The organism is Haladaptatus rarus, from assembly GCF_054177585.1.
In genome coordinates, this window is the sequence record NZ_JBPEHG010000003.1 from 275,695 (window position 1) to 299,565 (window position 23,871).

Here is a 23,871-nt window from a genome sequence, read left to right on the forward strand (position 1 = left end):
TTTTCTCCGTCGCTATCCTTCGCTATCGGACGTTCCAGTAGGGGAACGAGCGAAAAGTTAGTGACGAAGAGCGAGGGTCAGATGACGATCGAACTCGCGTTCAATCGAGGTCGTACAGTGCGCCGTACTTCTCGTTCGCGTAGTCGAGGAAGTAATCCGCAGTGAACGACTCACCGGTCGCCTGTTCGATGAGTTCGTCGGTGGTGTAGCGACTGCCGTGCTGGTGGACGTTCGTGGTGAGCCAGTCGTGGAAGTCGTCGAACTCGCCCGCTCGAATCTGCTCTTCCAGGTCCGGGATGTCATCCTCGGCGTTGTCGTACAGCTGTGCCGCGAGGACGCTGCCGAGCGAGTAGGTCGGGAAGTAGCCGAAGCTGCCGTGGCTCCAGTGGATGTCCTGCAGGCAGCCCTCGGAGTCGGTGTCGGGGCGGATACCGAGGTACTCCTCGTACTTGTCGTTCCAGAGTTCCGGCACGTCTTCGACTTCTATCTCGCCGCGGATGAGTGCCTTCTCGATCTCGAACCGCACCACGATGTGCATGTGGTACGTGAGTTCGTCCGCTTCGACGCGGATCAGGTTGTCCTCGTACACGCGGTTCGCGGCCTCGTACACGTCCTCGACGGTAGCGTCGTCCACGTCCGGGAATCGTTCCTTGACGGCGGGGAGGAACCGTTCCCAGAAGGCACGCGACCGACCGACGTGGTTCTCCCAGATGCGGGACTGCGATTCGTGAACCGTCAGGTCGCGGTGGGTACCGAGCGGCGTCCCGTAATGTTCGTCAGGCAGTCCCTGCGTGTACGTCGCGTGCCCGAACTCGTGGATGGTGCTCATCTGCGCGCCGAGGAGGTCTTCCTCGTCGAAGCGCGTCGTGACACGGGCGTCGAACGTCGTCCCGCTAGAGAACGGATGCGGGGCGGTGTCGAGGCGGCCTCGGTCCCAGTCGTAACCGAGCGTGTCGAGCACGTCACGCGATAGTTCTTCTTGCGTTTCGGTGTCGTAGGTGCCGTCGAACGGCGTGGCGAGTTCGACGTCGCTCTCACGAATCGCCTCGATGAGCGGAACGAGTTCGTCGCGGAGTCGGGCCAGCATCTCCGCTGCGGTTTCGATACCGAGGTAGGGTTCGTATTCCTCGAACAGCACCTCGTAGGGGTCTTTGTCGGGGTCGATATGTTCGGCATACTCGCGTTTCTGCTCGACGAGTTTCTCCAGCGTCGGTGCGAAGATGGAGAAGTCGTCTTCGGCCTTCGCCTCTTTCCACTTCGGTAGTGCTTCGGACGTGGTTCGGGAGATGTCCTCGACCAGTTCGCCGGGGACGCGCGTCGCACGCACGTACTCGCGGCGAACCTCACGGACGGAGGCTGCCTGTTCGTTGGTCAATTCCTGTGATTCGAGCTCGTCCAGGAGTTCACCCATCTCGTCGTCGGTGAGCAGTTCGTGTGCGATCGCCGACAGGGCGGAACGTTGCTGTGACCGGGCTGGCGTCCCACCTTCGGGCATCATCACTTCCTGATCCCAGCCGAGGAGCATCGCAGAACTCCGCACGTTCGAGATTCGCTTCACTTTCTGGAGGAACTCCTCGTACGTGGCGTTCTCTGTGGCGGCTTCGGTTGCCATCGCTTGGTGTTTGGTGTCACCGACCATCAATGAATGGGTTTCGGAACGAAACGTTCACAATCGCTCTGCTGCGTTCCGGTAGGTTCGATAACAACGCTCCAACACCTCGATATCGACGCTCTCGTCTTTCGTGTGTGCTTCGCCGGGTTCGGATGCACCACAGACGACGCAGGTCGCCCCGGCCTGCGAGAGCCACCCGGCGTCGGTCGCGTGGGGTTTCGTGACGTGTTCCGGGTCGCCATCCTGTGATTCGCGGGCGGCGATGAGCACCACCTCGGCGAACGTCTCGTCGTCGCACTCCATCGGTGGCAAGTCCTGTTCGACCGACCACTCGACGCCCTCGATCTCCTCGACGGCCCCCAGGTCGGCGCGTTCGTCGGGGACGGTTCGTTCGTCCACCGTCACCTCGCATGTGTCCGGGATGACGTTCCACCCGCTTCCGCCGTCGATCTCGGTGACGACGACGCTCCCGGAAACGTCGTGGCCGAGCACGGAGACCGTGGCAACCTCGCAGTCGCGTACGACATCGACCGCGTCGCACGCCCGATAGATGGCGTTCTTTCCGGCTTCCGGTTCGCTGGCGTGGGCCGCCGTCCCGTGGGCCGTGACGGTGCTCGCGCGCCTGCCCCGGTGTGCGACGACGACGTCGGTGACGCCCTGCTTCGAGTAGTTCGTCGAGCCTTCGCCGACGATGGCGTACTCCGGTGAGAAACCGTGACCGATGGCGTGGCGGACGCCAGTGCCACCGATTTCCTCGCCCACGAAACTGGCGAAGACGAGTTCGCAGGTCGGGTCTGCATCCCGAAACGCGAGCATCGACGCGACGACGGAGCCTTTCATGTCCGCAGTTCCCCTGCCGTAGAGTCGTCCATCGCGCTCTTCGACGACGTACCCGCCACTTTCGACCTGCGAGTCGTCCGGCGACACCACGTCGTGGTGCCCCACCAGCGCGAGCGAGGTTCCCTCGCCTCGACGAGCGATGACGTTCCCTACCCCGTCACGAGTCACCTCGGCATCGGTTTCCGCCCGAAGCCACTCCTCGATGTATTCGCCTGCCGCCGTCTCGTCCTCGTGGCTCGGGATCGACACGAGGTCGCGGGTCGTCTCCACCAGTTCGTCCATGCAACTTCCCTGTCCGCCCAGCGGCTTAATCTTCCGCCCTCGGCGACGATGCGATGCTGGACTAGGCGTACTGTTCGCGGAGGGAGTCCACGATATCGTCGCTCTCGCTCTTCGACCCGAATCTCCGTCAGCGTTGTTGCTCGTCGCTCCGCATCGATGCCGCGAGCGACCACGCAACCCGCATCGGTCGTGCGCGACTCCACGCGACGACGACGACACCCCCGAGTAGGTTGAACGTCAGGTCGTAGATGATGTCCTGCATTCCGAATTGGATGAGCACCTCCGAACGGCCCGCGGCCTTCGCCAAGATACCGGACGTGAATTCGAGGACTTCCCAAAGCACGCCGAACGCCATGACGAATACGAGCACGAACAGAAACCGGAGTTGTTGGGGGAGTTCCACTCGCTCCGAGTGCAGTTCGACCGCTCGGAAGAAGGCGTAACTGACGCCAGCCACGACGCTGGCCGAAAGCGCGTGAGCGACCGAATCGTACCAGGGGTACCGTTGGTACGGCCCGAGAATGCCGACGGCGTGGACGAAGACGGCCGCCGTGACCCAGAGCACGAACCCGGCGCTCATCACCACGCCTCGGTCACGCTGGAGGAGGGCGGGAACGAACGTCACGAGCAGGGCGCCGCCGCCGTTGACGGCGATTCCGGCGTTGCCTCGATAGACACCGTATGCCGTGAGAACGAGGAGACCGCCCTGAAGGAGACGAACGAGATGACGCTTGTACCGCTCCGGAACGTCCATCAGTCGCCACCTCCGAGCAGGTCGATGTTCGTGTCCACAGCCGAGAGGTCGAAGTACAGTTGCGAGAGGATACCGGCACCGACGCCGACGCCTGTTGCGGCTACGAAATCCCAGTTGAGGGCGTTCTTCGACCCGAGAAGCTGCGTCCCGAAGTAGCGGTCGACGTAGAACTGAACGACGGCCCACCCGCCGACGATGGCCATCGTCGTGAGCGCGACCAGCATCACCGCGAACCACGGCACGAGTTTCGCCGACGTGAACGACACCAGTTCCAGAACGAGCATGAGCGCGATAGCCGAGACGGCGAGGGAGAGTGCGACACCGTCCACGGTCGGTGGCCCGAGTGTCCGGACGAGTATCGGACAGAGAGCGAATGCTACCGTCTCCCAGGGAAGCATCACGGACGGGTCGCGGGTGGCAATCGGTGGAACGATGGCAACGGCGACGAGGATGGCGGCGAACCCGGCCCAAAACGGGGTTTCGGTGACGACTACTACCGGAATCGATAGCGCCGCCACCGCGACGAGCATCCACGTGATGCTCGCGTCCCGCTTCGCCACGAGCGTATCGAGCGAGCGCATGTGGGCGCGTACGCTCGGCATCGAATTCAAAATGACGTTCGGTTCATCGAGTCCGAACTGTTTGCTCTTCGAGACAGCGATTCAGCAAGCCGTCTACTATCTCGTTCCCCCGATAGCGAACGGCTCCGGTTCGTGCATCGTAATCGATGATCGCCGCCGCGTCGAGCTGTGGAAGGTAGATGTGCCGGAGGCGAGTTTCAGCAGCCGGGTCGTTGAGCACGACCGCGAGTTCTTCGACTGTCCTGGGGGTGTCCGGCGAGTTCACCAGATGAGAAAGAAGTTGACGACGATGTGAGTCTGACAGAACCGCGAATGCTGTGTCGAGTGTCGTTGACTCTGCGGAGAGCATTGGTCTCGATAGACTGGACATCGACCTAACAGCTCCGCTTGCAAGTGCAGGGGTGGTCGCTATATCGCACAGTCGTCGACGAACTCGTACCCTTCGTATCGGTCGAGTTTTCGATCGATGGCGTCGACGACCCACTCGTCTATCGTCTCGTCCGCGCAGTCGGCTTCGATCCGTTCGCGGGTTTCGGCGTCGATGGTGAGTACCAGATGGGCGTGTCGCATCGACCGAGGTACGTGATGGAGTCCCAAAAGCGTGACTCCCACGCTGAAACCCTTATCAGGCTACCGTCCGAATCAGAACCCATGAACGTAGTGCCGGATACGAGCGCCGTCGTCGACGGGCGAATCTCGCAGAAAGTCGATGATGGCGACTTTGCCGGGGCGACGGTACTCATTCCCGAGGCCGTCGTCAGTGAACTCGAATCGCAAGCGAACCGAGGCGAAGAGAGCGGTTGGAACGGGCTGTCGGAACTGCAGCGACTCGCGGATCTCGCCGATGCGGGCGACATCGACCTCGAATACGTGGGGATGCGACCCAAACCCGAAGAACAGGGGTACGCCCACCGAGGCGAGATCGACGCCCTCATCCGCGAACTCGCGGACGAACACGACGCCACCTTCGTCACCAGCGACCTCGTCCAGAGCGAGGTGGCGCAAGCCAAGGGCCTCGACGTGGAGTACATCGCGCCGAAGACCCACGACGTAGGACGACTGAGCATCGAAGATTACTTCGACGAACAGACGATGAGTGTCCACCTCCGGGCGGATATGCCCGCGATGGCGAAACGCGGGGAGGTCGGCGACATGCACTATCAGGAGATTCGCGACGAAGCCTCCACTCAGAACCAGTTGAAAGAGTACGCCCAGGAGATCATCCAGAGTGCGAAACAGAGCAACGAGGGATTCATCGAGATCGACGAACCGGGGATGACCATCGTGCAGTTCCGCGACTACCGTATCGCCATCGCGGAACCACCGTTCGCCGACGCATGGGAGATCACGGCCGTTCGCCCCATCGTCAAGACGAACATGGAAGATTACGAGTTCGCCGATGAGCTCAAAGGTCGGCTGCTCAAACGCCAGCGTGGCGTCCTCATCTCTGGGGCACCGGGTGCCGGGAAATCCACCTTCGCGCAGGCGGTCGCGGAGTTCCTGGCGAACAACGACTTCGCGGTGAAGACGATGGAGAAACCCCGCGACTTGCAGGTCGGGCCGGAGGTCACGCAGTACACCGCGCTGGCCGGGGAGATGGAGAAGACCGCCGACTCCCTGCTGATGGTGCGCCCCGACTACACCATCTACGACGAGGTGCGGAAGACGGACGACTTCGAGGTGTTCGCGGACATGCGCCTCGCGGGCGTCGGCATGGTCGGCGTCGTCCACGCCACTCGCCCCATCGACGCGCTCCAGCGCCTCATCGGACGGGTCGAACTCGGGATGATTCCACAGATCGTCGACACCGTCGTCTACATCGAGGCCGGGCAGATCGAGAAGGTGTACGACGTGCGAACCGAGGTCAAGGTGCCAGCGGGGATGACCGAAGAAGACCTCGCTCGTCCGGTCATCCTCGTCGAGGAGTTCGAAACGGGCACGCCGGAGTACGAGATCTACACGTTCAACCGGCAGGTCGTCACCGTCCCGCTGGAGGACGCCGAACGTGACGAGACGGGTGTCTCGCGCCTCGCCCGCCAGGAGATCGAACGCGAGATCCAGTCGGTCTCGCGCGGGCACGTCGACGTGGAACTGCAGGGTCAGAACAAGGCCGTCGTCTACGTAGACGAGAGCGACATCTCCTACGTCATCGGGAAAGGCGGTGGTCGGATCGACGACATCGAGAACCGCCTCGGTATCGACATCGACGTTCGTACACACGAAGAGAAGCCGTCCTCGGTCGGCAACGGCGGCGGAGCACCCACCCCGGCTGGTGAGGTCGTCGTCCCCGAGATCACCTCGCGGCACGTCGTCATCCCGCTGGACGGTCACGCCGGAGAGACGGTCGAGGTGCAAGCAGACGGCGAGTATCTCTTCACCGCGACGGTCGGACGCGGCGGTGACATTCAAGTCTCGCGGGGGAGCGCCATCGCAGAAGAACTGGAGCGCGCCATCGACCGCGAACGACAGATCACGGTCGTGACGGCGTAGTCACGATTCGACGGGTAGAATTTCCCATCGGAAGCCGCGAGAAATGACGAATTGTAGAAGAGAAGAGAATCGAGAAAGAGTGTCGACTATTCAGCGCACTGAGCGTCTGCACACTGCTCGGCATCGACTTCGGTCGGAACGTTGATCTCGTAGAGATTCTGGCGAGCGTCCGCGAAGTAGATGTCTTCGTCGACAACACCGATGTCCTCCAGTCGTTCGAGTGCGTACCGAACCGTCCGCGCCGATAACATCGACTCGTCGACGATCTGTTTCTGCGTCAGCGACCCCTTGTATTCGAGAACTTTGAAAACGAGTTTCGCGCTCGGGGGGAGGTCGTCTATCTGTTCCCGTTCTGATTGGGACATCATCATTACGAATCGAAACACCCCAGCGGCATAAAACTATTGAGAATGGATGACACGGTAACCGCTGGCTCAGGTCGAAGAAACTCAGTACATTTCAGTAGAAAGCAGTACAAATCAGTACGTCCGCTCGAATCCGGATTTCAGTCGTCGTCGTGGTCGTGGTGGGCGGAGTTGTCCTGCGGGTCGTAACCCAGCACCTCGCACGCCCGGTCGATGGAGTAGTACTTCCGGTCGTTGTCGGAGATGCCGTAGACGATCTCGTAGCCGTAGTCGGCCTGGAGACAGCGGTCGAACAAGTGGGCGCAGTCCCGATAGGAGAGCCACATCGCCTGGCCTCGCTCGTAGTTCTTCGGCGGATGGCCTTCGGTGAGGTTACCGATCCGAACACAGGCCACGCTGAGGTCGAACTCGTCGTGGTAGTAGCGCCCGAGTATCTCGCCCGACGCCTTGCTCACGCCGTACAGGTTGCTCGGGCGGGGGAGTTCGGTGCCGTCGAGGCGGAACTCGTCGTGTTCTCGGTAGAGGTCGGGCGTTCGATCTTCGGTCTCGTAGGAACCGACCGCGTGGTTCGACGAGGCGAAGACGAACTTCTCGACGCTGCCGGAATCGACTGCGGCCTGGAGAATCGTGTGTGTTCCGTCGATGTTGTTCGAGAGAACGCTGTTCCACGGCGCTTCCGGTCGTGGGTCACCCGCGAGGTGGATGATCGCACCTGCTCCATCGACGGCTTCGTACACCGCGTCGTAGTCAGTGATGTCCGCGACGAAGAACTCGTGGTTCGGTTCTTTTGCCGGCGGTTCACGGTCGAGCAATCGCCAGTCGTATTTCGATTCGAGGTCGCCGAGAATCGCCGACCCGACGCGGCCCTCGGAACCCGTGAGCAGAACGGGGTCGTCCATTCAGTCGGCTAGAGGCACAACGGTGATAAGAACCATACGATTTTGCGACGTTACGCCAGTACGCGACCGAGGACTTTCTCACGAGCGAGCATGAGACCGCCGACGAGCGCGACCGTTCCCATGAGGAACAACCAGAGTGCCAGCACGCTGTCGCCTGACATCGCGCTCTGGATTCCGTCGTACTCCGCCAGCAAGCCGAGCGCCGTCAGCAGTCCCGACCCGAGAAGGTAGACGAGAAACGTTCCGATCTCGAGGAGTGGTTCGTACATACACACTCCTCAGAACGTAGCGTGCAAGAACCTTTCGCTGGCGTCCTCGCTACTCGACGGAACGTTTTTTGTGTCCTGTCGCGGAACCAATGCTATGGGACGATACGGCGACCTCGACTATCCAAAACTCACGAAGACGGGCTTTTTCCTCGGTGTTGCACTCCTCACCATCGGTGCCCTCGGGGAGATCGTCGGAACTGCACTCTACGGCTCGCTCCCCGGTTGGGAGAACACGCTCTTTACCGACCTGGAGATCCTCGGCATCCTGCTCGGACTACTCTCACCGTTCGTATTCGGCATCTTCCTGCCGCTGACCGAGTGAAAAAAGGATGGGAAAGATCGAGTGAAGACAGAGATGGGAAAATTCGGAGAGATTATGCGATACGGGAGAACGCGAGATTTCCGCGGACGTTCTCGATGTAGACGGTGACGACCTGCCCTTCCTGTGCGCCGGGGACGAAGATCGTGTACTTGCCGCGCTCTGCGACACCGTCACCCTTGCGCCCGGTGCCCGTGATCTTGACTTCGTAGGTCCGGCCTTCTTCCACCGCGTTCTGCTGGTGGGTTCGGCTCGTCGAACTCCGTTTCGTCACGGGGCGGAACGCACCACAGGCGTCACAGCGAAGCATGAGGTTGCGGTCTTCGCGCACGAGGCGCGTGTCCGGCAGGCCACATTCCGAGCAGATGACGAACTCTTCGACGTACTCGTCCAGTGCCGCCTCGAAATCCGAGGGCGAGAACGACCCGCTGTATCGGGCCTGTCCAGACTCGTACTTCCCGCTCGTCCCGAGTTCGCGCTGAACCGCGCTGTGGACGTGCTCGCCGTCACGCGAGAGGGCGTCCGCGATGTCGTCCAGATTTGTCAGCCGTGTGAATGACCCGTCTTTTTGTACCGCCGGGTCGGGAAAACTGAACCGCTCGTCGCTCGTTTCGAGGTCAGGAACCGCGTCCATGCCTCTGTCGAGTGCTGAATCGTAATCCATACTCGTGCGAGGTGGTGGACACATAAATGCTCTCCGTGTCGCATGTCATCACGAATTTTAACCCCTGGCCCCTCTCGGCAGGCATGGAACCGACCACGCGAGACGCCGCCTGCTTCGAGGCAGGCATCAAGTTCGGCGCGCTCTACCACCAGTTCGCCGGAACCCCCGTCAATCCCGAGAGTGCACCGAGCCTCGAACGCGCCATCGAGGAGAGCATCGAAAATCAACCCTTCTGCGAATCGGTTACGGTGGATATCCTGACCGACGAACTCGCCGAGGAGATAGAGCACGGGTACACCGAGTTGACGGGCCGGTTCATGGAAGTCGAAATCGTCGTCGAACACGAGGGGTGCGAAGTCGTCACCCGGATGGCGATGGAAGACGGCTATCCGTTGATGAAGATCGAGTCGGTTCGAGAGGAGTGACGGGGGAGGTGTGACCGACGACCACCGGAATACAGTATACGATTAGCGACCATCGGACGCGGGAGGCTGTCCGGATTTTGCGGGAAGGCTAGCGATCGCACCGCGAGCGACGAGTGAAACGAGGAGCGAGCGGGCCGACGACCGACTGCAGGGAGGGAGGAGTGCTTTTGGTCCACCTTTTACAGGGAGACGGCGAGCGTCCGGGCTAACTTGCCCCGGACGCTTGCTCTCGACCGTCGTAAAAGGTGGAGTTTCACTTTCGGTTTCGGGTCACCGTTTAAATGCAATCCCGCCGAATCGGTTGACATGAGCCAATCGACATTCGACGACGAACTGTTCGGTGAGGCAGCGAACGAGATGCGCGAGGATGTCGAAGAACACCTCGCCGCCGCGCGGGAGGAACTCCCGCCCGTCGAAGCCGTCTGGGAGACCGAGGCCGAGAACACGCTGGGGGCGCTCAACGCGCTGCGCTCCGCGCTCGACGTCGGCGACGCCGCAGACCACCTCCACGATGCGAAGAAGTGGTACGCGATGGGCGAGCGTGCCGACGCCTTCGAGGATGCAGACGACCTCGAAGCCGAGATCGAGACCCTCGATTCGGCCATCAGCGACATCGAAGACGCCCGCGAGCAGGTGGGCCAACTGGCGAGCACGATTCCCAGTCTGAAGGGCGCGCTCGAAGACCTGCACGCTGCTGACGAGGAAGCCGAATCGGAAGACGAGGACGCGGAAGCCGAATCGGAAGACGAGGACGCGGAAGCCGAAGACGAAGAGGCGGAAGCCGACGGTGGCGAAGCAGATGCCGCGGATGCGGACGACGGCGCGGAAGAGGCGGAAGCCGAGTAAGCGAGACGCGGTGCAGACAGGGCGTCTCAGCAGCTACCGGTGCTTGGGACGACTTACGTCCCGCTCGGCCACCGCTTCGAGCAGCTTCACCAGCGATTGCGCCGCCAGTTCGAGTAGTTCCTCCCCCCGTTCTTCGTCTCCGTCTGCCGGGTCGCCGACGACGCCGTTCTCCGTGAACTCCGCGCTGTCGAACGCGAGGTTGGTGTAGGACACCCACTCACCCCAGCCGTCGCTCACGCCCTCGCGGGCCTCGTCGATGCGGTCTTCCCGGACGAGTTCGGGGTGGACGTGCCGCAAGAGTGCGGTCTCCAGCGGCCCGGCGTGACCCATGTCGCTTCGGTGGTCGCCAACTGCTTCGAACCACGTGAAGGGAACGGCGTAGGAATCGTCGTGGCGCGTTATCTGCCCCGCCACTTCGCGGAGTGCGGCGACGTTGCCGCCGTGGCCGTTGACGAGAACGACCCGATTCCAGCCGTGGTGTGCGAGGCTGGCGACCGTCTCGCGGACATACTGCCGGAAGGTCTCCTCGGTGACCCACAGCGTTCCGGTGAACTGGCGGTGTTCTTCGCTGACCCCAACCGAGATGGGCGGCGCGACGACCACGTCGCCGTCGTACGCCTCCGAGCCAGCGTGCGCGACCGTTTCGGCGTTCAGCCAGTCGGTTCCGAGCGGTGCGTGCGGGCCGTGCTGTTCCGTGCTTCCGACGGGGAGGAGTGCGAGATCCGTCTCCACCGCGTCTGCCTCGGTCCACGTCGCGTCAGAGAGATGCATACTCGTCTCGTGCGCGGGAACTACCTTGTAGCCGACGGAGTCTCCCCTGCATCCGATGAAGTAGCTCCCCCCTTCTCCCGCCGAACTAGCCAGAAGGTCTTACTCGGTGACGGCCATCCCTTCTGACATGGCTGACGAAGACCGCGAAATGGGCGTCGAACTCGGCGAACTGAGCGATGAACTCGACAGCTACGATTACCCCGCGAGCGCGGACGAGCTGGTCGAGGAGTACGGCGACTACGAGATCCAGTACGAGAACGGTTCAGAGACGCTCGAAGAAGTGCTCGGGCCGATGAACGACACCTTCGAGGACTCGGACGGTGTCCGCCAGTCCATCATGACCATGGTCGATAGCGGTGCGGTCGGTCGGCAACGCTACAGCGACCGTGGCGCAGGGGGCGAGCAAACGGAGGGTGGTGACCCCGACCAGGAATCGTTCTGAAGCGGGAAACGACGCATTTCTTTCGTCATCTTCGGATTACCGTACCGGTACGTCGTCACTAACTCCGTTCATTCCGGCGAACACATCTGAACGGACGACTGCCTTATTCCGCGCAGTCAGCAACCACCGATGTACCTGATGAGAGGTGAGTACAGACTTGCAGGTCTCCGAACGGCCTGCAGACGACGTCATGACGGGTGAACCACCGACAGCGGAGGCGATCTCGTCTCTGCTCGACGACCACGAATTGGTCATCGCTTCCAACCGCCAACCGTACAGTCACGAGTACGGCGGCGGCGAAAATGGCGACCGCGACGTCGTCGTGCAACGACCCGCAGGCGGTCTCACGTCGGCGCTCGACCCGGTCGTTCAGTCTGCTGGCGGAACGTGGGTGGCGTGGGCGAGCGGCGATGCAGACCACGAAGTGACCGACGAAGACGGGCGCGTCGGCGTCCCGCCGGAGTCGCCAGCGTACGACCTGCGGCGTGTCAGGCTCTCCGACGAGCAAGTCCAGGGCTACTACTACGGCTACAGCAACCAGGTGCTCTGGCCGATCTGCCACGTCGACCCATCGAAGATGAACGCAGAGTCGGCGTTCTGGACGCAGTATCGCTCGGCGAACCGGAAGTTCGCCAACGCGATCGCCGAGGAGGCGGTGGAAGCGGTCGAGATGAGTGGGAGTGCCGGAAAATCGGAAGGGGAGCCGGTGGTCTGGTTACAGGATTACCATCTCGCACTGGCGCCGCGGATGGTACGTGAGAAGGCACAAGACGTGTTCTGCATGCAGTTCTGGCACATCCCGTGGCCCGCGTGGGACGCCTTCCAGATGTGCCCACAGTACGAGCAACTGCTCGATGGACTTCTCGGGAACGATCTCCTCGGATTCCACACTGACCGCTACTGCCAGAACTTTCTCGACTGCGCAGCCATGATATCCGATACGATGGTCGACCGCGCGACCCGGAGTGTGGTCTACGAGGGACACCGGACGTTCGTTCGGTCGTTTCCGCTCGGCATCGACGCAGATCGCCGTCGGGAACTCGCCAACTCCGCCGACGCGACCGCGTTCTGGCAGCAGTTCCGACACCAGCACGACCTGGGAGAGACGCTGGCGGTCGGTGTCGAACGACTCGACTACACCAAGGGTATCCCGGAGCGACTGGCCGCGCTGGAGGAGTTCTGGGAGACGCGCCCCGAGTGGCGCGAGCGGTTCACCTACATCCAGAAGGCGAGCGAGAGCAGGAGCCAGATACCCGAGTACCAGGAACTCCAGAGGGAAGTCGAGTCCGAGATCCGGCGACTCAACGATCGGTTCGGCACGGACGACTGGACGCCCATCGTCTACCTGAACGAGTTCCTCTCGCCGGACGACCTCGCAGCACTCTACCGCGAGGCGGACCTCGGTATCGTCAGTCCGCGGCGCGATGGGATGAACCTCGTCGTCAAGGAGTTCGTCGCATCGCAGGTGGACGACCCGGGCGTACTCGTGCTCAGCGAGTTGACGGGTGCGAGTGAAGAACTCGGCGACGAGGCAGTGACGATACATCCACACGATACGCCGGGGTTCGCAGACGCCATCGAACACGCGCTGTCGCTTCCAGAGTCCGAGCGTGCGCGTCGTATGCGCGACCTCGAACGACAGGTGCGCTCGAACGACGTGTACGCGTGGATGACTACGCAGTTCCGAACGGTCGAAGCGATCCAGCGCGGACGCGACGTTGCCGCCAGATCGATGCAACGACGAGGACACCGATAATCGAGGCGACTCTCGAGAATGACCAACGAACTACCCGACCCTCTCGACGAACACCTCTACGCACTGGTGAATCGACTGCTAGACGCCGACGGGCTGCTCGCCATGTTCGACTTTGACGGCTCGCTCGCACCGATCGAAGACCACCCCGACGACGTGACGCTCCCGCCAGCGACTCGGACCGTCCTGAAAGACCTCCGAGATTCCCGCGACGTCCAGGTCGGTATCGTCAGTGGCCGCGGACTCACAGACCTCCGGAGCCGTGTCGATATCGACGGTATCGCGTACGCCGGAAATCATGGACTGGAACTGCACGCCGGTGACGAACAACAGATTCATCCGGCCGCCGAGAATGCACGAGACGACATCGACGACCTCTGTGACGACCTCGAATCGTGCCTCGCTCCCGTGGATGGCGCGTTCGTCGAAGACAAAGGCGTCTCCGCGTCGATTCACTATCGACTCGTGAACGACGACCGCGTCCCGGCGGTCGAACAGGTGGTAAAGGAGGCTGTTCGAGACGTGCCAGACGTTCGCGTCACGTCCGGCAAGCAAGTACTCGAACTGCGCCCCGACGTGGACTGGCACAAAGGACGGGCGATCCGATGGCTGTACGACCACCACGTCCCCGACGAGGAGACGTGGCTCCCGCTCTACGTCGGTGACGACCGAACGGATGAGGATGCGTTCGACGTGCTCCCCGACACGGGACTCGCAGTCAAGGTCGGACGCACTCCACCGACGGTTGCGGGCTACCGCGTCGCCGACCCGACCGCAGTTCGGGCGGTGGCCGAGTGGCTGTCCGAGTACGGCGTCGAGTTCCTCCAGGTGGACGGAGACGCACAGCCCATCGCTCCGATGAACTGACGCAATCCACCGTTACAGTTCCGAAACACGCCGAAGAAAGGGGCGAACTGTCTGAACGGTCACGTCGGTTTATTCGCTGATTGCGAGTATCTCGTTGGCGAGAACCATGGCGACAGACGAACACGAAACCGACCGAAACGAGCGCGAGGAATCGACAGACGACACCGAGAACGAACGACAACAGGAATTCTCACGCGGTGCCGACCCGTCACGATACGAAGGCCAGCGACGACCAGAACGAACTTCTCGACGACCAGAGTCCCACCGACCAGAGCCGTCGGGTCGCGTCCAGCATCGACGCGAGATGCGAGAGCGCGCGGCGAGAGCGTCGCGTCCCCGCCAAAGCGAACGTCGTCGCGAGTCGGAATCGAGTGAGGAAAGACCGGAGGAATCGACCGAAGAAGAGGTACGGGAACCGACGGACGTACCGAAGTACGGCGGGCCGCGCGATCCGGACTGGGAACGACGGCGAATGCACCGACGACAGGAAGGACGAGACGCCGACGTTCGACGGCGAGAAGCGGATACTCGATCACACGACGCCGAGATTCGGCAGTACGAACGCCGGGCGAGCGCCGCGCTTGCCCGGCAGCGTGACTTGCAACGAGACAAGAGTGGACGGCGATATCACCGTGGACGGCGTGGATAAGAGTGGACGGCGTAGATACCGTCGCAGACCCTATTTTCAGCAGGACGGGTGCAGATAGCGTTCGTGGACGATATTTTCAGGAAGGGCGCTTCGAGACCGGTTCTCGGATCGAATCAGTCGTCCGCGTCAGTTCGTGCCGTTCTGCGGGCTGCACGGTCGATGAACTCCTGTGGCAGTTCGTCGATCTCTCCGGCCTGCACGCCCCAGAGGTGTGCGTAGAGACCGTCGTTTTCGAGGAGTTCGTCGTGTGAACCGCGCTCCACGATCTTCCCGTCTTCGAGGACGACGATCTTGTCCGCGTCCCTGATGGTCGAGAGCCGGTGTGCGATGGCGAACGTCGTGCGGTCTTCGGTGAGTCGGTCGAGACTGCGCTGGATGAGCATCTCTGTCTCGGTGTCCACGTCGCTGGTCGCCTCGTCTAAGATGAGGATCTCGGGATCTTTCAGGATGGCACGAGCGATGCTGATTCGCTGACGCTGCCCGCCCGAGAGTTTCACGCCGCGCTCGCCGACCTTCGTGTCGTAGCCGTCCGGCAAGTTCTCGATGAACTCGTGGGCTTCGGCGGCCTTGGCGGCCTCGACGATCTCCTCGTCACTCGCACCGAACGTGCCGTACTCGATGTTCTCTTTCACCGTCCCGTAGAACAGGAAGGTGTTCTGGCTGACGTAGCCGATCGCCTGCCGGATGCTCGGCAGGCTCACGTCGCGCAGGTCGGTGCCGTCGATGCGGATGGCACCCTCGTTCACGTCGTACATCCGGAGCAGGAGTTTGAGCACCGTGGACTTGCCTGCACCCGTAGGACCGACGAGTGCGAGCGTGTTGCCGCCCTCGACCTCGAACGAGATGTCCTCGACGATGACCTCCTCGTCGTAGCCGAAGGTCACGTCGTCGTAGACGACTTCGCCGTCTTCGACAACGAGATCATCTGCGTCGGGATCTTCTTCGATTCGGCTCGGTTCGTCCATCAGCCCGAAGATGCGGGCGCTGGATGCGTACGCACGCTGGTACATGTTGATGATGGAGCCGAACTGCGCCATCGGCCAGATGAACCGCTGCGTGAGCAGCATGAACGTGACGAACTCACCGGCTTTGAGTTCTCCTGTAAAGAACCACGGCCCCTGGCCGTTGAACACCCACAGCCCGCCGACGATAAATGTCAAGGCGAATCCGAGTCCCGAGAGGATCTGAAGCGACGGGAAGAACTTGATACGTGTGATGATAGCGTCCCAGTTCGCACCGAAGTAGTCGTTCGATACGTCTTCCACGCGGTCGGATTCGAAGGTTTCCGTGTTGCTCGTCTTGATGACCTGAATCCCGCCGAGGTTGTTCTCCAGCCGTGAGTTCACCTTGCCGACCGACGAGCGCACGTCGGCGTATTTCGGCTGGATGATCTGGACGAACTTGTAGGTGAACACTGCGATAAGCGGCACCGGCACCATCGCAACGATGGCGAGTTGCCAGTTGATGGTGAACAGGATGACTGCGATGGCGACCACCATCACACCCAGTCGGAACGCCGAGTTCATCCCATCGTTGAGGAAGCGTTCGAGGCGGTTCACGTCGTTCGAGAGGATGGACATCATCTCCCCGGTCTGCTTGTCCGAGAAGAACTCCATATCCAGTCGCTGCATCTTGTCGTAGGTGTCGGTACGAACCGAGTGCTGGATGTTCTGGGCGAACGAGTTCCACCCCCAGTTCCGTGTCCAGTGGAAGGCCGCACCGAGGCCGAACGCGAAGGCGATAACGGCGACGGAGAACCAGAACTGGTCGGTTTGGGCCGCAGGAACGAAACTGGCTGCCATGCTCGTGGAGACGAATGGAAGTTGGCCACCGAGGGCTTCTGGATAGGGAACCCTGCCTTCGGGCGTGAAGAGAGCGTCGACGGCGACACCGAGGATTATGGGTGGGAGGAGATTCAGCACCCGAGCGAAGATACTCGATACGACCCCGACGACGAAGGCAAATCTGTTCTTGCCTCCGTATTCGAGGAACAGTCGGCGCATCGGATTCTCGGCCTTCTCCCGTTGTTCCTCGAACGGGTCGTCTTCGTCTGTGTGTACACTCATTACTCCCACAAATGGGACACTGTATTGATAAGAGTTTCCTACGAACCGAAACACCGAATCACGGTAAAATTTTCACCTGTTCTAAAGCCATGCTGTGGTATCGATAGTTACAGGTTTCGGTCTTCGATCTCGGGGTCGATTCCCGCTTCGGCCAAATCCTGTCGCACGCGGTCGCGCAGGGGCGCGGGAACCGTGTTGCGTCCGACCGGAACGGCCATCTCGCCGTCGCCTTTGACCTTCCAGTAGAGCACGCACTGACTGGGTTGGTAGAACTCGATGCTGTAGTAGTCGTCCGCGCCGCGATAGTGGACTCTGGCAGCGAACTCGTCTACCTTCCAGCCGTCCTGCTCGCTGAGCGCGGAGAGCGAGTCGTCCATACCTGCGGATTGCTAGCGATGATGGTAGTCGTTACGAAAACGAGAAAGTAACAGTTATTCCCCCGGAGTTATTTTTCCCGGATACGGGTTCGTGGTCTAGTTGGTTATGACGCGGCCTTTACAAGGCCGAGATCGATGGTTCGAATCCGTCCGAACCCATCTGAAATAAAATTATAAATCGTCTTATTACGTCCGAAATACCCGGAGATTCTGTTTCTGGATGCGGGCAGGGGATCGATCTGTGTTCAACTCGTTTATGACAGCTTCGACAAAGCAGAACGAGATTGTATAGCGTGTTCGAGTGTTCTACCACCTCAAATTCAGTTCGAGGAACGATGTGGTGTACATCGAGCATGTGGTTCGACCCGTCTTCGCAGCAGACTTGACACACTTCGTCTCGTTCTCGAACCTGTTCACGGAGACGGAACCAATTTGAGCCAAATTCCGTGTATGTTCCACCGTTCCAACTGGGATTGTTCTCGCCGACGATGTTTCTACTTCGCCATTCGCCCATGCATTCCTCATCGCAAAAGTGGTTCTCGTAGGTGGCTACCTCGTATGGCGATCGTTCGACCTCGGTATCACACCAGGAACATGCGATGAGCTGGCGACTGGAGTGGTCGTGTCTGTGAGCGTCCTTGCAGGTACGACTGCAGAACCGTGTCGTCTCGGACCTCAATGTCGTATCTGGTACGTCTCACCGCATTGTTCACAAGCGTTCGTGATACGTCGTTTCTGGGCTTCTGTCTGGCACATCCTTGAGCAGTATTTCGTCTGCTGGACTTTGCAGGGTTTTACGCGATACGACTTTCCACATTGGGTACACTCGACTGATTCCATCGAACATTCACCGTTGCAGGTACGAGATGTCCGTTCGCGCCCACCCATCGGGTGCGATAAAAACGGTCTTGCACTGAGTCAAAACCAATTGCTCGAAGGACTGCAACTACGTATTCACGACAAATCAACTCAGGAGTAAAGAGTGTACTCCAGCCCGAGATGCATCGATGAAGATATCACGTCGAACAGAAGGCACACCCCATTTCTTCCCCCCTTCATCGGCGAGTGCCGCGTGTCCCGCTCGAAAACGACGGTGTACAGATCGACTGTACTCCGGGAATTCACCGTACAATAGGGGGTGTAGACCGTCGTTTTCGAAATTACATCTGGCCCGCTTACGCGGTGGTAGATGGCTATCGACCTAGTCAAGTTATGTTTCGATATCTCTTGGGAGAGGCTCTACATCGCTGTTTCAGAACAACGTGTGATCGTCGCGTCACGGACTGATGGGAGTTGATCTCGTCCCGAAAAACAGAATTCGACGGTACACCTCCGGTTTCTTCGGTCATATCGGGTGTTTCAGCATTTTCGATGCCGTGGTTCGTCGAGTGTTCCGATTTCCAGAAGATCTGCTTTTCGGCGTGTCTTTCCTGCGAAATCAACCGAATTTCGGGCTGATGCCCGCAACGGCTTCGAACGTGCTTCGTGAATTCAAGCTGATTTAATAACGGTACAAATCGGTTCTATCACTTGATTGTGGGGTATTGTGTGGATCACTACACTCTGACATTTATTAATCATGATTCGGTCGATAGACGGCCTCTACTCCATGAGTAGTGGTTTGGCCGTCCTCTCGACCTCGTCGCTTTCGGTGATCCTTCTGTTTCGAATGTACACTCTGCTTTTGTAGCTCCTCTCTCGGTCGACTACTGCGGTGTAGACTTTGACAAGAGTTTCGAGTGCATCTCTTGTGGCTTCCTAAGCGCCGATTCGGAAAATCATGGTGGTGTAGATTATCTCTATTCGATCGCACCTCTCCCGTCGCTATTCCCTCCAGGTATCAAATCCATCCACTCCTCAAAATGAATGCAGTCGACTGGCTCGTTTAGAAGTAGCCCTCGTTCGAGGCCCACTCGACCAGTGCGGCGAGTTCGATGACGACGAACAGGACGATTGCGAACTTGACGCTTTTGACCAGTTTTTGACGCATACCTATCCGTACGGTCTCGTTTCCGAAATCACTGTCGGAGTCGGTCGTTTCGACCGGCGGTCGATTTCGGCACCATTCGCTGTTTGGGGTGGGGAGCGTGTCGCTATCTGTTGGAGGAGGGTGCGGACGGCCTTACGCTTTCCATACGAGCTCGACGCCGGTATTGGACCAGATCCACGCGTCTTCGTTGTCTGGGTCGTACAGCTCGACGCCACCGTCGGTCTCGCGTTCCAGGCAGTCAGCACAATGCTCTGTGTTCTCTTGCACCATCGGGTACGACCGGACTGCAGAACCGTGTCGCAATAAGCTTTCCCCCCACCGCGGTATTCACCGGTTACCATTCGATAAATAGTGACGTACTACCTGTAACGTGGATTTCTCGATGAAAAACGGAGGGCGATGCGCTGCGATTACTCCGCGGGTTTTTCTCGTGCGGGTGCGGGCGGGTGCAGTTCGATCCCTACGTCGTCCGGTGTGATGACGCTCGGGAGCTTGCCCTCTCGGTCACCCGTAATGTCGCCGAGGATCTCTTTCAGATAGGCGTTGAACAGTTCGGGGTGCTCGCTCATCGGGAAGTGACCGATCTCCGCCATCTCGACTGCAGTTGCTCCCTCGCCGACGCCTTTCGCCGTCTCTCTGCCGTCTTCCGGCGTGGTAAGGTAGTCGTACTCGCCGTTGACGATGTACAGTGGGCACTCTTCAGCGTTCACTTCGTCGAGTTTGTCGCGGTAGTCGTGGTCGACGGAGTAGTAGTACAGGTCGCCTTTGAACACGCCGTTCGCCCCCTGCTCGTAGAGGTACATCGTCTCTCGGCGTGCCTGCTCCGGACTCTGTGGTGCCATCAAACCCCAACAGGAGTAAGCGTTCACCTCGGTCGTGTTGACGTGCGGGTGGTCTAACCAGTCGATGTAGAACCCTGGGCTGTACGCGCCACACTCCAATCCGATGAGCGCCCGGAACCGATCCGGATACCAGTCGGCGAGTTCGAGCGTGATGTTTCCACCCATCGACGACCCCATGTAGATCGGGTCGTCCAGTTCGAGTGCGTCGGCGAGAGCGACGAGCGTCTCGGCGAACTGCTTGCCCGTCATCTTGTAATCTTCTTCCCACCACGACTGGGTGGTCGGCGGCACCGATTTACCGTGATACGGCAGGTCGTGGGCGATGACGCGGAACTCGTCGGTGATCTCCTCGTCGGTGAGGACGTGCCGCCACTCTTGACAGTTGTTGCCAGCCGTGTGCTGGCAGAGGAGTGGAATGCCGTCTTCGGGGCCGTTCTCCTCGAAGTAGATCCGGTGGTCTACCCCACCGACTTCTGCGTGGACGTACTTTCCGGTGATCGGTTCGATGGTTCCTGGCTCGGCCATATTAGCTCCCTCCGTTGTTGTGTGCGACCCGCATCAGGTCGAGTGCGCGCTGGAACGGTCGCAGGTTCTGGAAGATCTTCTTGTTGTCGCCGGTCATCATGAGATGCCCCTCTTCGTTCCGAACCGCACTTCGATAGTGCGAGGCGATAATCTCGTGGTTGAACGCGGGCGGCGTCTCCTGGACGAACTCCTCCCACGCCTCGCGGTCGCCTTCGACGCCGAACGTCCAGCGATCGTTCAGCACCGGGTTCGGTGTCACCTCTCGCACCGTGCCGCCATCCATCTCGATGAGGAATCGCTCGTCACCGATCTCGACGTAGAAGTTGTCATCGAACTTGTCGTGCCCCCGAACCTGCATCTCGGGGTCGCTGTTCACCGTCTCTTTGTAGTGTTCCCACCACTCGTGACTAGCGAGGTCTGTGTCGTTCATGACTTCCCCCCGAAGCCAGGGACAACGGGGACAGTGATAAAAAATAGCATAATCAATCCGTTTGGTCTGCCTCGAAAACAGCGACCGGTTAGGCCCGGCTTACTCGTCGTCGGAAAGCGACGCCCCGCAGTCGGGGCACTCGTCGTCTACCATCGTCACTTGCGCGTCGCACACAGGACAGAACTCGAGATAGCAGGCCGGATCGCCCATGTTACGAACTATCACGACTGGCGATAAATGGCTTGTGTCTGCTGACTGTGGGGGTATGGGGCGAATTTCCGCCGACCGCACGCCCTCCGGCGCATTTCGAAATCCTTTTTTGTCCCATGCGCTTCCTTCCGAGTGCGCCGCCTTAGCTCAGACTGGGAGAGCACTCGACTGAAGATCGAGCTGTCCCCGGTTCAAATCCGGGAGGCGGCACTTTTCGGAATTCGACACGACGAGCGATAGCGAGGAGGCTGAATTCCGAACCGTGGAACTATCCGCGATATGCCCGTCTCCGACCTCCCGTCCGAACTCCGAGGGTGTCTCGACCATCCGGACGTGCAGGATGTCGTTTCGTAAAGACGGCTTTCGCGTTCGAAGTGGCGAGAGAATCCTCCACCCCGAGTTCGAAACCTGACGTTCGAGAACGGTGATAGCGTTTCATTATCTACCGGGTCGAAGAAGCCTGTATGGATGAAATGGGGGAGGTAACGTACGAGCACGTGTTGGTACCGACGGACGGGAGCAAAGCAGCGAAACGCGCGGTCGAACAGGCGGTCGAACTCGTGAGAGAGCGCGGTGGGACGGTACACGCGCTCTACGTGATGGACATGGGCGATGCGGGTTTCGTCGCGACGCCGAGCGACATCAAGGAAACTCGACAGCGACTGGAGAAGAAGGGAAAAGCATTCGTGAACGAGGTGAAAGAACGAGCAGACGAAAGCGGTGTCGAGTGTGTCACGGTCGTGAAATCGGGCATCCCGGAAAACGAGATTATCGAGTACGTCCACGACCACGACGTCGATCTGGTGGTGATGGGACGGCGGGGACGGTCTGACCCAGACAAGCCGCTCGTCGGCTCGACGACGAAGCGCGTTCTCGGCCACTCCGACATCCCTGTCCGTGTGGTTTGAAACCAGAGAATGTTCGAGCGGACGAGATGGGCGCCAGCAGCATCGTCGAGTGGTCGAACCCAGAACCCTCACTCGACCGGATCGAGCGGGGCGCTTCCGAAGGGCGTCGAGAACCGATCACACCAGATTGCAACCCCGTCGTATCGCGCCGGGTCGAGATCCGCTGGCAATCGCTGCGTGAAGGTTCCTTCTTTCGTACTTTCGCCACCCTCCGCACCGCCGTCGATCAGCACCTTCTGTCCGGCTCGAATCTCGGCGTTCGTGTCGGGGTCGCTCGCTTCGGTCAGGTAGACGTAAACGTCCGGCCCCTGTGTCTGCTGGTAGTTCTCGAACCGAAGGTAGTAGCCGTCTGCATCTTGGTGTAATGAGACCGTTCCCGACACCTGATGCCCGGCCTTTCCGGAGAACGAGCCCTGTTTGAGCACCTGTGCAGATCCGTCCGAGGCCGCAGGTTCATCGACGATGGTAGACTGTTCTGGCAGGAAGTATCCCGAGACGGCGTAGCCGACCGCCAGCACGCCGATGACCGTCAAGCCAACGAGGAGCAGTGAACGTCGTTTCATGGAGAGAGGGACGTCACCGGGGAAGATATTCGTTTTTTAGAATGTGTACCAAATCCGTTCCAATTCTTCCATCGAACTGGGGAGAATCGTGGCGGAAATTTTTGTCCCTTGGCTACGTTCCACCGATATGGAGACCCGTCCACTCGGCACCACTGGTCACGACAGTTCCATCCTCACGTTCGGTGCGATCGCACTCGATTTCCTCCCGCAGTCGGCAGCGAACGAGATGGTCGAAGATGTGCTCGCAGCGGGCGTCAACCACTTCGACGTCGCCCCGACCTATGGCGATGCGGAGCTGAAACTCGCGCCGAAACTCGGCGAACACCGCGACGACATCTTCCTCGGCTGTAAGTCCCAGGAACGAACCTACAACGGTGCGTGGGGCGAACTTCACAGATCGTTGGAGCGCCTCGACACCGGCCACATCGATCTCTACCAGTTTCACGCGGTGACGCGATACGACGAACTCGAAACCATCGTCGGCGAAGGGCAGGGCGCGAACGGCGACGACCCCGGTGCGCTGGCCGCGTTCGAGGACGCCAAACAGGACGGTCTCATCGATCACATCGGTCTGACGAGCCACGGCGACCCGAGCGTCATCCGGACGGCGATGAAACGCATCGATGGCCTGGAGACGGTGATGTTCCCGATGAACTATACCCTACTGAGCAAGGATGGGCCGGAGTACGACTACGAGGCGGTACGCGATTTCGCCGAGGAACGCGACATCGGCACCCTGGGTATCAAAGCCTTTGCAAAGGGGCCGTGGCCGGACGACCTCGACGCTGACGACCGCCCGTACAACACGTGGTACGAACCCTACGACGAGACAGAATCACTCATTGCCTGCTTGCGATTTGCCCTCTCGCAGGGGATGACCACCATCACGAACGCAGGCGACCCGGAACTCGTTCCGGCGATCCTCGACGCCGCATCTGACTACGAACCACTGAGTGCGGACGAACAGGAGTCGCTCGTCGAAGCTGCACGGGAGCGCGATTCCCCGGTTCCGAGTCCGTAAGTTACGCTGTCGAAGCCCCGACCTTTCGAATCGACGGTCACTGGCGGCGACGTGACCGACGGTGGCCCGATAGCGACATCGTGTTTTCGGCGGTCAGAGTAGGCTTATGCT

General features: G+C 60.3%; 27 protein-coding genes and 2 tRNA genes. 12 read left to right on the forward strand and 17 right to left on the reverse strand.

Features of this window, described 5'->3' with window-relative positions:
* Positions 1-100 precede the first annotated feature (100 nt).
* The 6 genes from ACR3FE_RS10330 to ACR3FE_RS10355 all read right to left on the reverse strand — a co-directional run bounded on the left by ACR3FE_RS10330 (position 101) and on the right by ACR3FE_RS10355 (position 4,639).
* Entirely contained in the window at positions 101-1,612 is a 1,512-nt protein-coding gene (locus ACR3FE_RS10330; protein WP_458207028.1) for a carboxypeptidase M32, read from the reverse strand.
* A 54-nt stretch (positions 1,613-1,666) separates the two neighbouring features.
* The gene (locus ACR3FE_RS10335) at positions 1,667-2,734 is read right to left on the reverse strand and encodes a M20 family metallopeptidase (protein WP_458207029.1); all 1,068 of its coding nucleotides are present in this window, start codon (positions 2,732-2,734) and stop codon (positions 1,667-1,669) included.
* 127 nt (positions 2,735-2,861) lie between these two features.
* Positions 2,862-3,488: a DUF2238 domain-containing protein gene (locus ACR3FE_RS10340; RefSeq protein ID WP_458207030.1), complete on the reverse strand. Its 627-nt coding sequence runs from the start codon at positions 3,486-3,488 to the stop codon at positions 2,862-2,864.
* The gene (locus ACR3FE_RS10345; protein WP_458207031.1) at positions 3,488-4,090 is read right to left on the reverse strand and encodes a hypothetical protein; all 603 of its coding nucleotides are present in this window, start codon (positions 4,088-4,090) and stop codon (positions 3,488-3,490) included. The genes ACR3FE_RS10340 and ACR3FE_RS10345 overlap by 1 nt, the downstream gene beginning before the upstream one ends.
* A gap of 22 nt (positions 4,091-4,112) precedes the next feature.
* A complete protein-coding gene (locus ACR3FE_RS10350; RefSeq protein ID WP_458207032.1) occupies positions 4,113-4,334 on the reverse strand; it encodes a hypothetical protein in 222 nt (73 codons plus the stop codon).
* A gap of 143 nt (positions 4,335-4,477) precedes the next feature.
* The gene (locus ACR3FE_RS10355) at positions 4,478-4,639 is read right to left on the reverse strand and encodes a hypothetical protein (RefSeq protein WP_458207033.1); all 162 of its coding nucleotides are present in this window, start codon (positions 4,637-4,639) and stop codon (positions 4,478-4,480) included.
* 81 nt (positions 4,640-4,720) lie between these two features.
* Here ACR3FE_RS10355 and ACR3FE_RS10360 point away from each other — a divergent pair, with 81 nt between their 5' ends.
* On the forward strand, positions 4,721-6,559 hold the full coding sequence (locus ACR3FE_RS10360) for a PINc/VapC family ATPase (protein WP_458207034.1): 1,839 nt from the start codon (positions 4,721-4,723) through the stop codon (positions 6,557-6,559).
* A gap of 86 nt (positions 6,560-6,645) precedes the next feature.
* Here the strand turns inward: ACR3FE_RS10360 and ACR3FE_RS10365 are convergent, their stop codons facing one another.
* The 3 genes from ACR3FE_RS10365 to ACR3FE_RS10375 all read right to left on the reverse strand — a co-directional run bounded on the left by ACR3FE_RS10365 (position 6,646) and on the right by ACR3FE_RS10375 (position 8,092).
* Positions 6,646-6,924, reverse strand: a complete 279-nt coding sequence (locus ACR3FE_RS10365; protein WP_458207192.1) for a winged helix-turn-helix transcriptional regulator — start codon at positions 6,922-6,924, stop codon at positions 6,646-6,648.
* A 140-nt stretch (positions 6,925-7,064) separates the two neighbouring features.
* Positions 7,065-7,823: an NAD-dependent glucose-6-phosphate dehydrogenase Azf gene (azf, locus tag ACR3FE_RS10370; RefSeq protein WP_458207035.1), complete on the reverse strand. Its 759-nt coding sequence runs from the start codon at positions 7,821-7,823 to the stop codon at positions 7,065-7,067.
* Between the two features lie 50 nt (positions 7,824-7,873).
* Positions 7,874-8,092, reverse strand: coding sequence for a DUF8151 family protein (locus tag ACR3FE_RS10375; protein WP_458207036.1), 219 nt, complete (start codon positions 8,090-8,092; stop codon positions 7,874-7,876).
* Between the two features lie 94 nt (positions 8,093-8,186).
* Between ACR3FE_RS10375 and ACR3FE_RS10380 the strand changes: the two genes are divergently transcribed.
* Positions 8,187-8,414 (forward strand): DUF7860 family protein, encoded by a 228-nt coding sequence (locus ACR3FE_RS10380; RefSeq protein ID WP_458207037.1) that lies wholly within the window; start codon positions 8,187-8,189, stop codon positions 8,412-8,414.
* Positions 8,415-8,466: 52 nt separating this feature from the next.
* Here the strand turns inward: ACR3FE_RS10380 and ACR3FE_RS10385 are convergent, their stop codons facing one another.
* Positions 8,467-9,075, reverse strand: a complete 609-nt coding sequence (locus ACR3FE_RS10385; RefSeq protein ID WP_458207038.1) for a translation initiation factor IF-2 subunit beta — start codon at positions 9,073-9,075, stop codon at positions 8,467-8,469.
* An 83-nt stretch (positions 9,076-9,158) separates the two neighbouring features.
* Between ACR3FE_RS10385 and ACR3FE_RS10390 the strand changes: the two genes are divergently transcribed.
* The gene (locus tag ACR3FE_RS10390; protein ID WP_458207039.1) at positions 9,159-9,500 is read left to right on the forward strand and encodes a dihydroneopterin aldolase family protein; all 342 of its coding nucleotides are present in this window, start codon (positions 9,159-9,161) and stop codon (positions 9,498-9,500) included.
* Positions 9,501-9,806: 306 nt separating this feature from the next.
* Positions 9,807-10,346 (forward strand): DUF5790 family protein, encoded by a 540-nt coding sequence (locus ACR3FE_RS10395; protein ID WP_458207040.1) that lies wholly within the window; start codon positions 9,807-9,809, stop codon positions 10,344-10,346.
* Positions 10,347-10,379: 33 nt separating this feature from the next.
* Here the strand turns inward: ACR3FE_RS10395 and ACR3FE_RS10400 are convergent, their stop codons facing one another.
* Complete coding sequence (locus ACR3FE_RS10400) at positions 10,380-11,117, reverse strand: creatininase family protein (RefSeq protein ID WP_458207041.1); 738 nt, start codon at positions 11,115-11,117, stop codon at positions 10,380-10,382.
* Between the two features lie 127 nt (positions 11,118-11,244).
* On the opposite strand from ACR3FE_RS10400, the gene ACR3FE_RS10405 reads away from it, so the two are divergent.
* From ACR3FE_RS10405 to ACR3FE_RS10420, 4 genes are all read left to right on the forward strand, one after another.
* A complete protein-coding gene (locus ACR3FE_RS10405) occupies positions 11,245-11,559 on the forward strand; it encodes a DUF5789 family protein (protein WP_458207043.1) in 315 nt (104 codons plus the stop codon).
* 190 nt (positions 11,560-11,749) lie between these two features.
* Positions 11,750-13,315, forward strand: a complete 1,566-nt coding sequence (locus tag ACR3FE_RS10410) for an alpha,alpha-trehalose-phosphate synthase (UDP-forming) (RefSeq protein ID WP_458207193.1) — start codon at positions 11,750-11,752, stop codon at positions 13,313-13,315.
* An 18-nt stretch (positions 13,316-13,333) separates the two neighbouring features.
* Positions 13,334-14,179 carry a trehalose-phosphatase gene (gene otsB / locus ACR3FE_RS10415; protein WP_458207044.1) on the forward strand — a complete coding sequence of 282 codons (846 nt, stop codon included), beginning with the start codon at positions 13,334-13,336 and terminating at the stop codon, positions 14,177-14,179.
* 106 nt (positions 14,180-14,285) lie between these two features.
* Positions 14,286-14,828: a hypothetical protein gene (locus ACR3FE_RS10420; protein ID WP_458207045.1), complete on the forward strand. Its 543-nt coding sequence runs from the start codon at positions 14,286-14,288 to the stop codon at positions 14,826-14,828.
* A 113-nt stretch (positions 14,829-14,941) separates the two neighbouring features.
* Here ACR3FE_RS10420 and ACR3FE_RS10425 read toward each other — a convergent pair whose 3' ends face one another.
* Together ACR3FE_RS10425 and ACR3FE_RS10430 are read right to left on the reverse strand one after the other, a co-directional pair.
* On the reverse strand, positions 14,942-16,894 hold the full coding sequence (locus tag ACR3FE_RS10425) for an ABC transporter ATP-binding protein (protein WP_458207046.1): 1,953 nt from the start codon (positions 16,892-16,894) through the stop codon (positions 14,942-14,944).
* A 107-nt stretch (positions 16,895-17,001) separates the two neighbouring features.
* Positions 17,002-17,271 carry a DUF7538 family protein gene (locus tag ACR3FE_RS10430; RefSeq protein ID WP_458207047.1) on the reverse strand — a complete coding sequence of 90 codons (270 nt, stop codon included), beginning with the start codon at positions 17,269-17,271 and terminating at the stop codon, positions 17,002-17,004.
* An 85-nt stretch (positions 17,272-17,356) separates the two neighbouring features.
* Here ACR3FE_RS10430 and ACR3FE_RS10435 point away from each other — a divergent pair.
* Positions 17,357-17,430: transfer RNA gene (locus ACR3FE_RS10435), tRNA-Val, on the forward strand.
* On the opposite strand, the gene ACR3FE_RS10440 is transcribed toward ACR3FE_RS10435, so the two are convergent.
* The 3 genes from ACR3FE_RS10440 to ACR3FE_RS10450 all read right to left on the reverse strand — a co-directional run bounded on the left by ACR3FE_RS10440 (position 17,390) and on the right by ACR3FE_RS10450 (position 21,058).
* Entirely contained in the window at positions 17,390-17,785 is a 396-nt protein-coding gene (locus tag ACR3FE_RS10440) for an HNH endonuclease (RefSeq protein ID WP_458207194.1), read from the reverse strand. The two genes, ACR3FE_RS10435 and ACR3FE_RS10440, sit on opposite strands and share 41 nt — an antisense overlap.
* Before the next feature lie 1,886 nt (positions 17,786-19,671).
* Entirely contained in the window at positions 19,672-20,628 is a 957-nt protein-coding gene (locus ACR3FE_RS10445) for an alpha/beta fold hydrolase (RefSeq protein ID WP_458207048.1), read from the reverse strand.
* Between the two features lies 1 nt (position 20,629).
* On the reverse strand, positions 20,630-21,058 hold the full coding sequence (locus tag ACR3FE_RS10450) for a hypothetical protein (protein WP_458207049.1): 429 nt from the start codon (positions 21,056-21,058) through the stop codon (positions 20,630-20,632).
* A 346-nt stretch (positions 21,059-21,404) separates the two neighbouring features.
* Here ACR3FE_RS10450 and ACR3FE_RS10455 point away from each other — a divergent pair.
* Together ACR3FE_RS10455 and ACR3FE_RS10460 are read left to right on the forward strand one after the other, a co-directional pair.
* A tRNA-Phe gene (locus tag ACR3FE_RS10455) sits at positions 21,405-21,478 on the forward strand.
* A 254-nt stretch (positions 21,479-21,732) separates the two neighbouring features.
* Positions 21,733-22,176: a universal stress protein gene (locus ACR3FE_RS10460; RefSeq protein ID WP_458207050.1), complete on the forward strand. Its 444-nt coding sequence runs from the start codon at positions 21,733-21,735 to the stop codon at positions 22,174-22,176.
* A 68-nt stretch (positions 22,177-22,244) separates the two neighbouring features.
* Here ACR3FE_RS10460 and ACR3FE_RS10465 read toward each other — a convergent pair whose 3' ends face one another.
* Complete coding sequence (locus ACR3FE_RS10465; RefSeq protein ID WP_458207051.1) at positions 22,245-22,739, reverse strand: DM13 domain-containing protein; 495 nt, start codon at positions 22,737-22,739, stop codon at positions 22,245-22,247.
* A 127-nt stretch (positions 22,740-22,866) separates the two neighbouring features.
* Between ACR3FE_RS10465 and ACR3FE_RS10470 the strand changes: the two genes are divergently transcribed.
* Positions 22,867-23,760 carry an aldo/keto reductase gene (locus ACR3FE_RS10470; RefSeq protein ID WP_458207052.1) on the forward strand — a complete coding sequence of 298 codons (894 nt, stop codon included), beginning with the start codon at positions 22,867-22,869 and terminating at the stop codon, positions 23,758-23,760.
* The last annotated feature ends 111 nt before the right edge of the window (positions 23,761-23,871 follow it).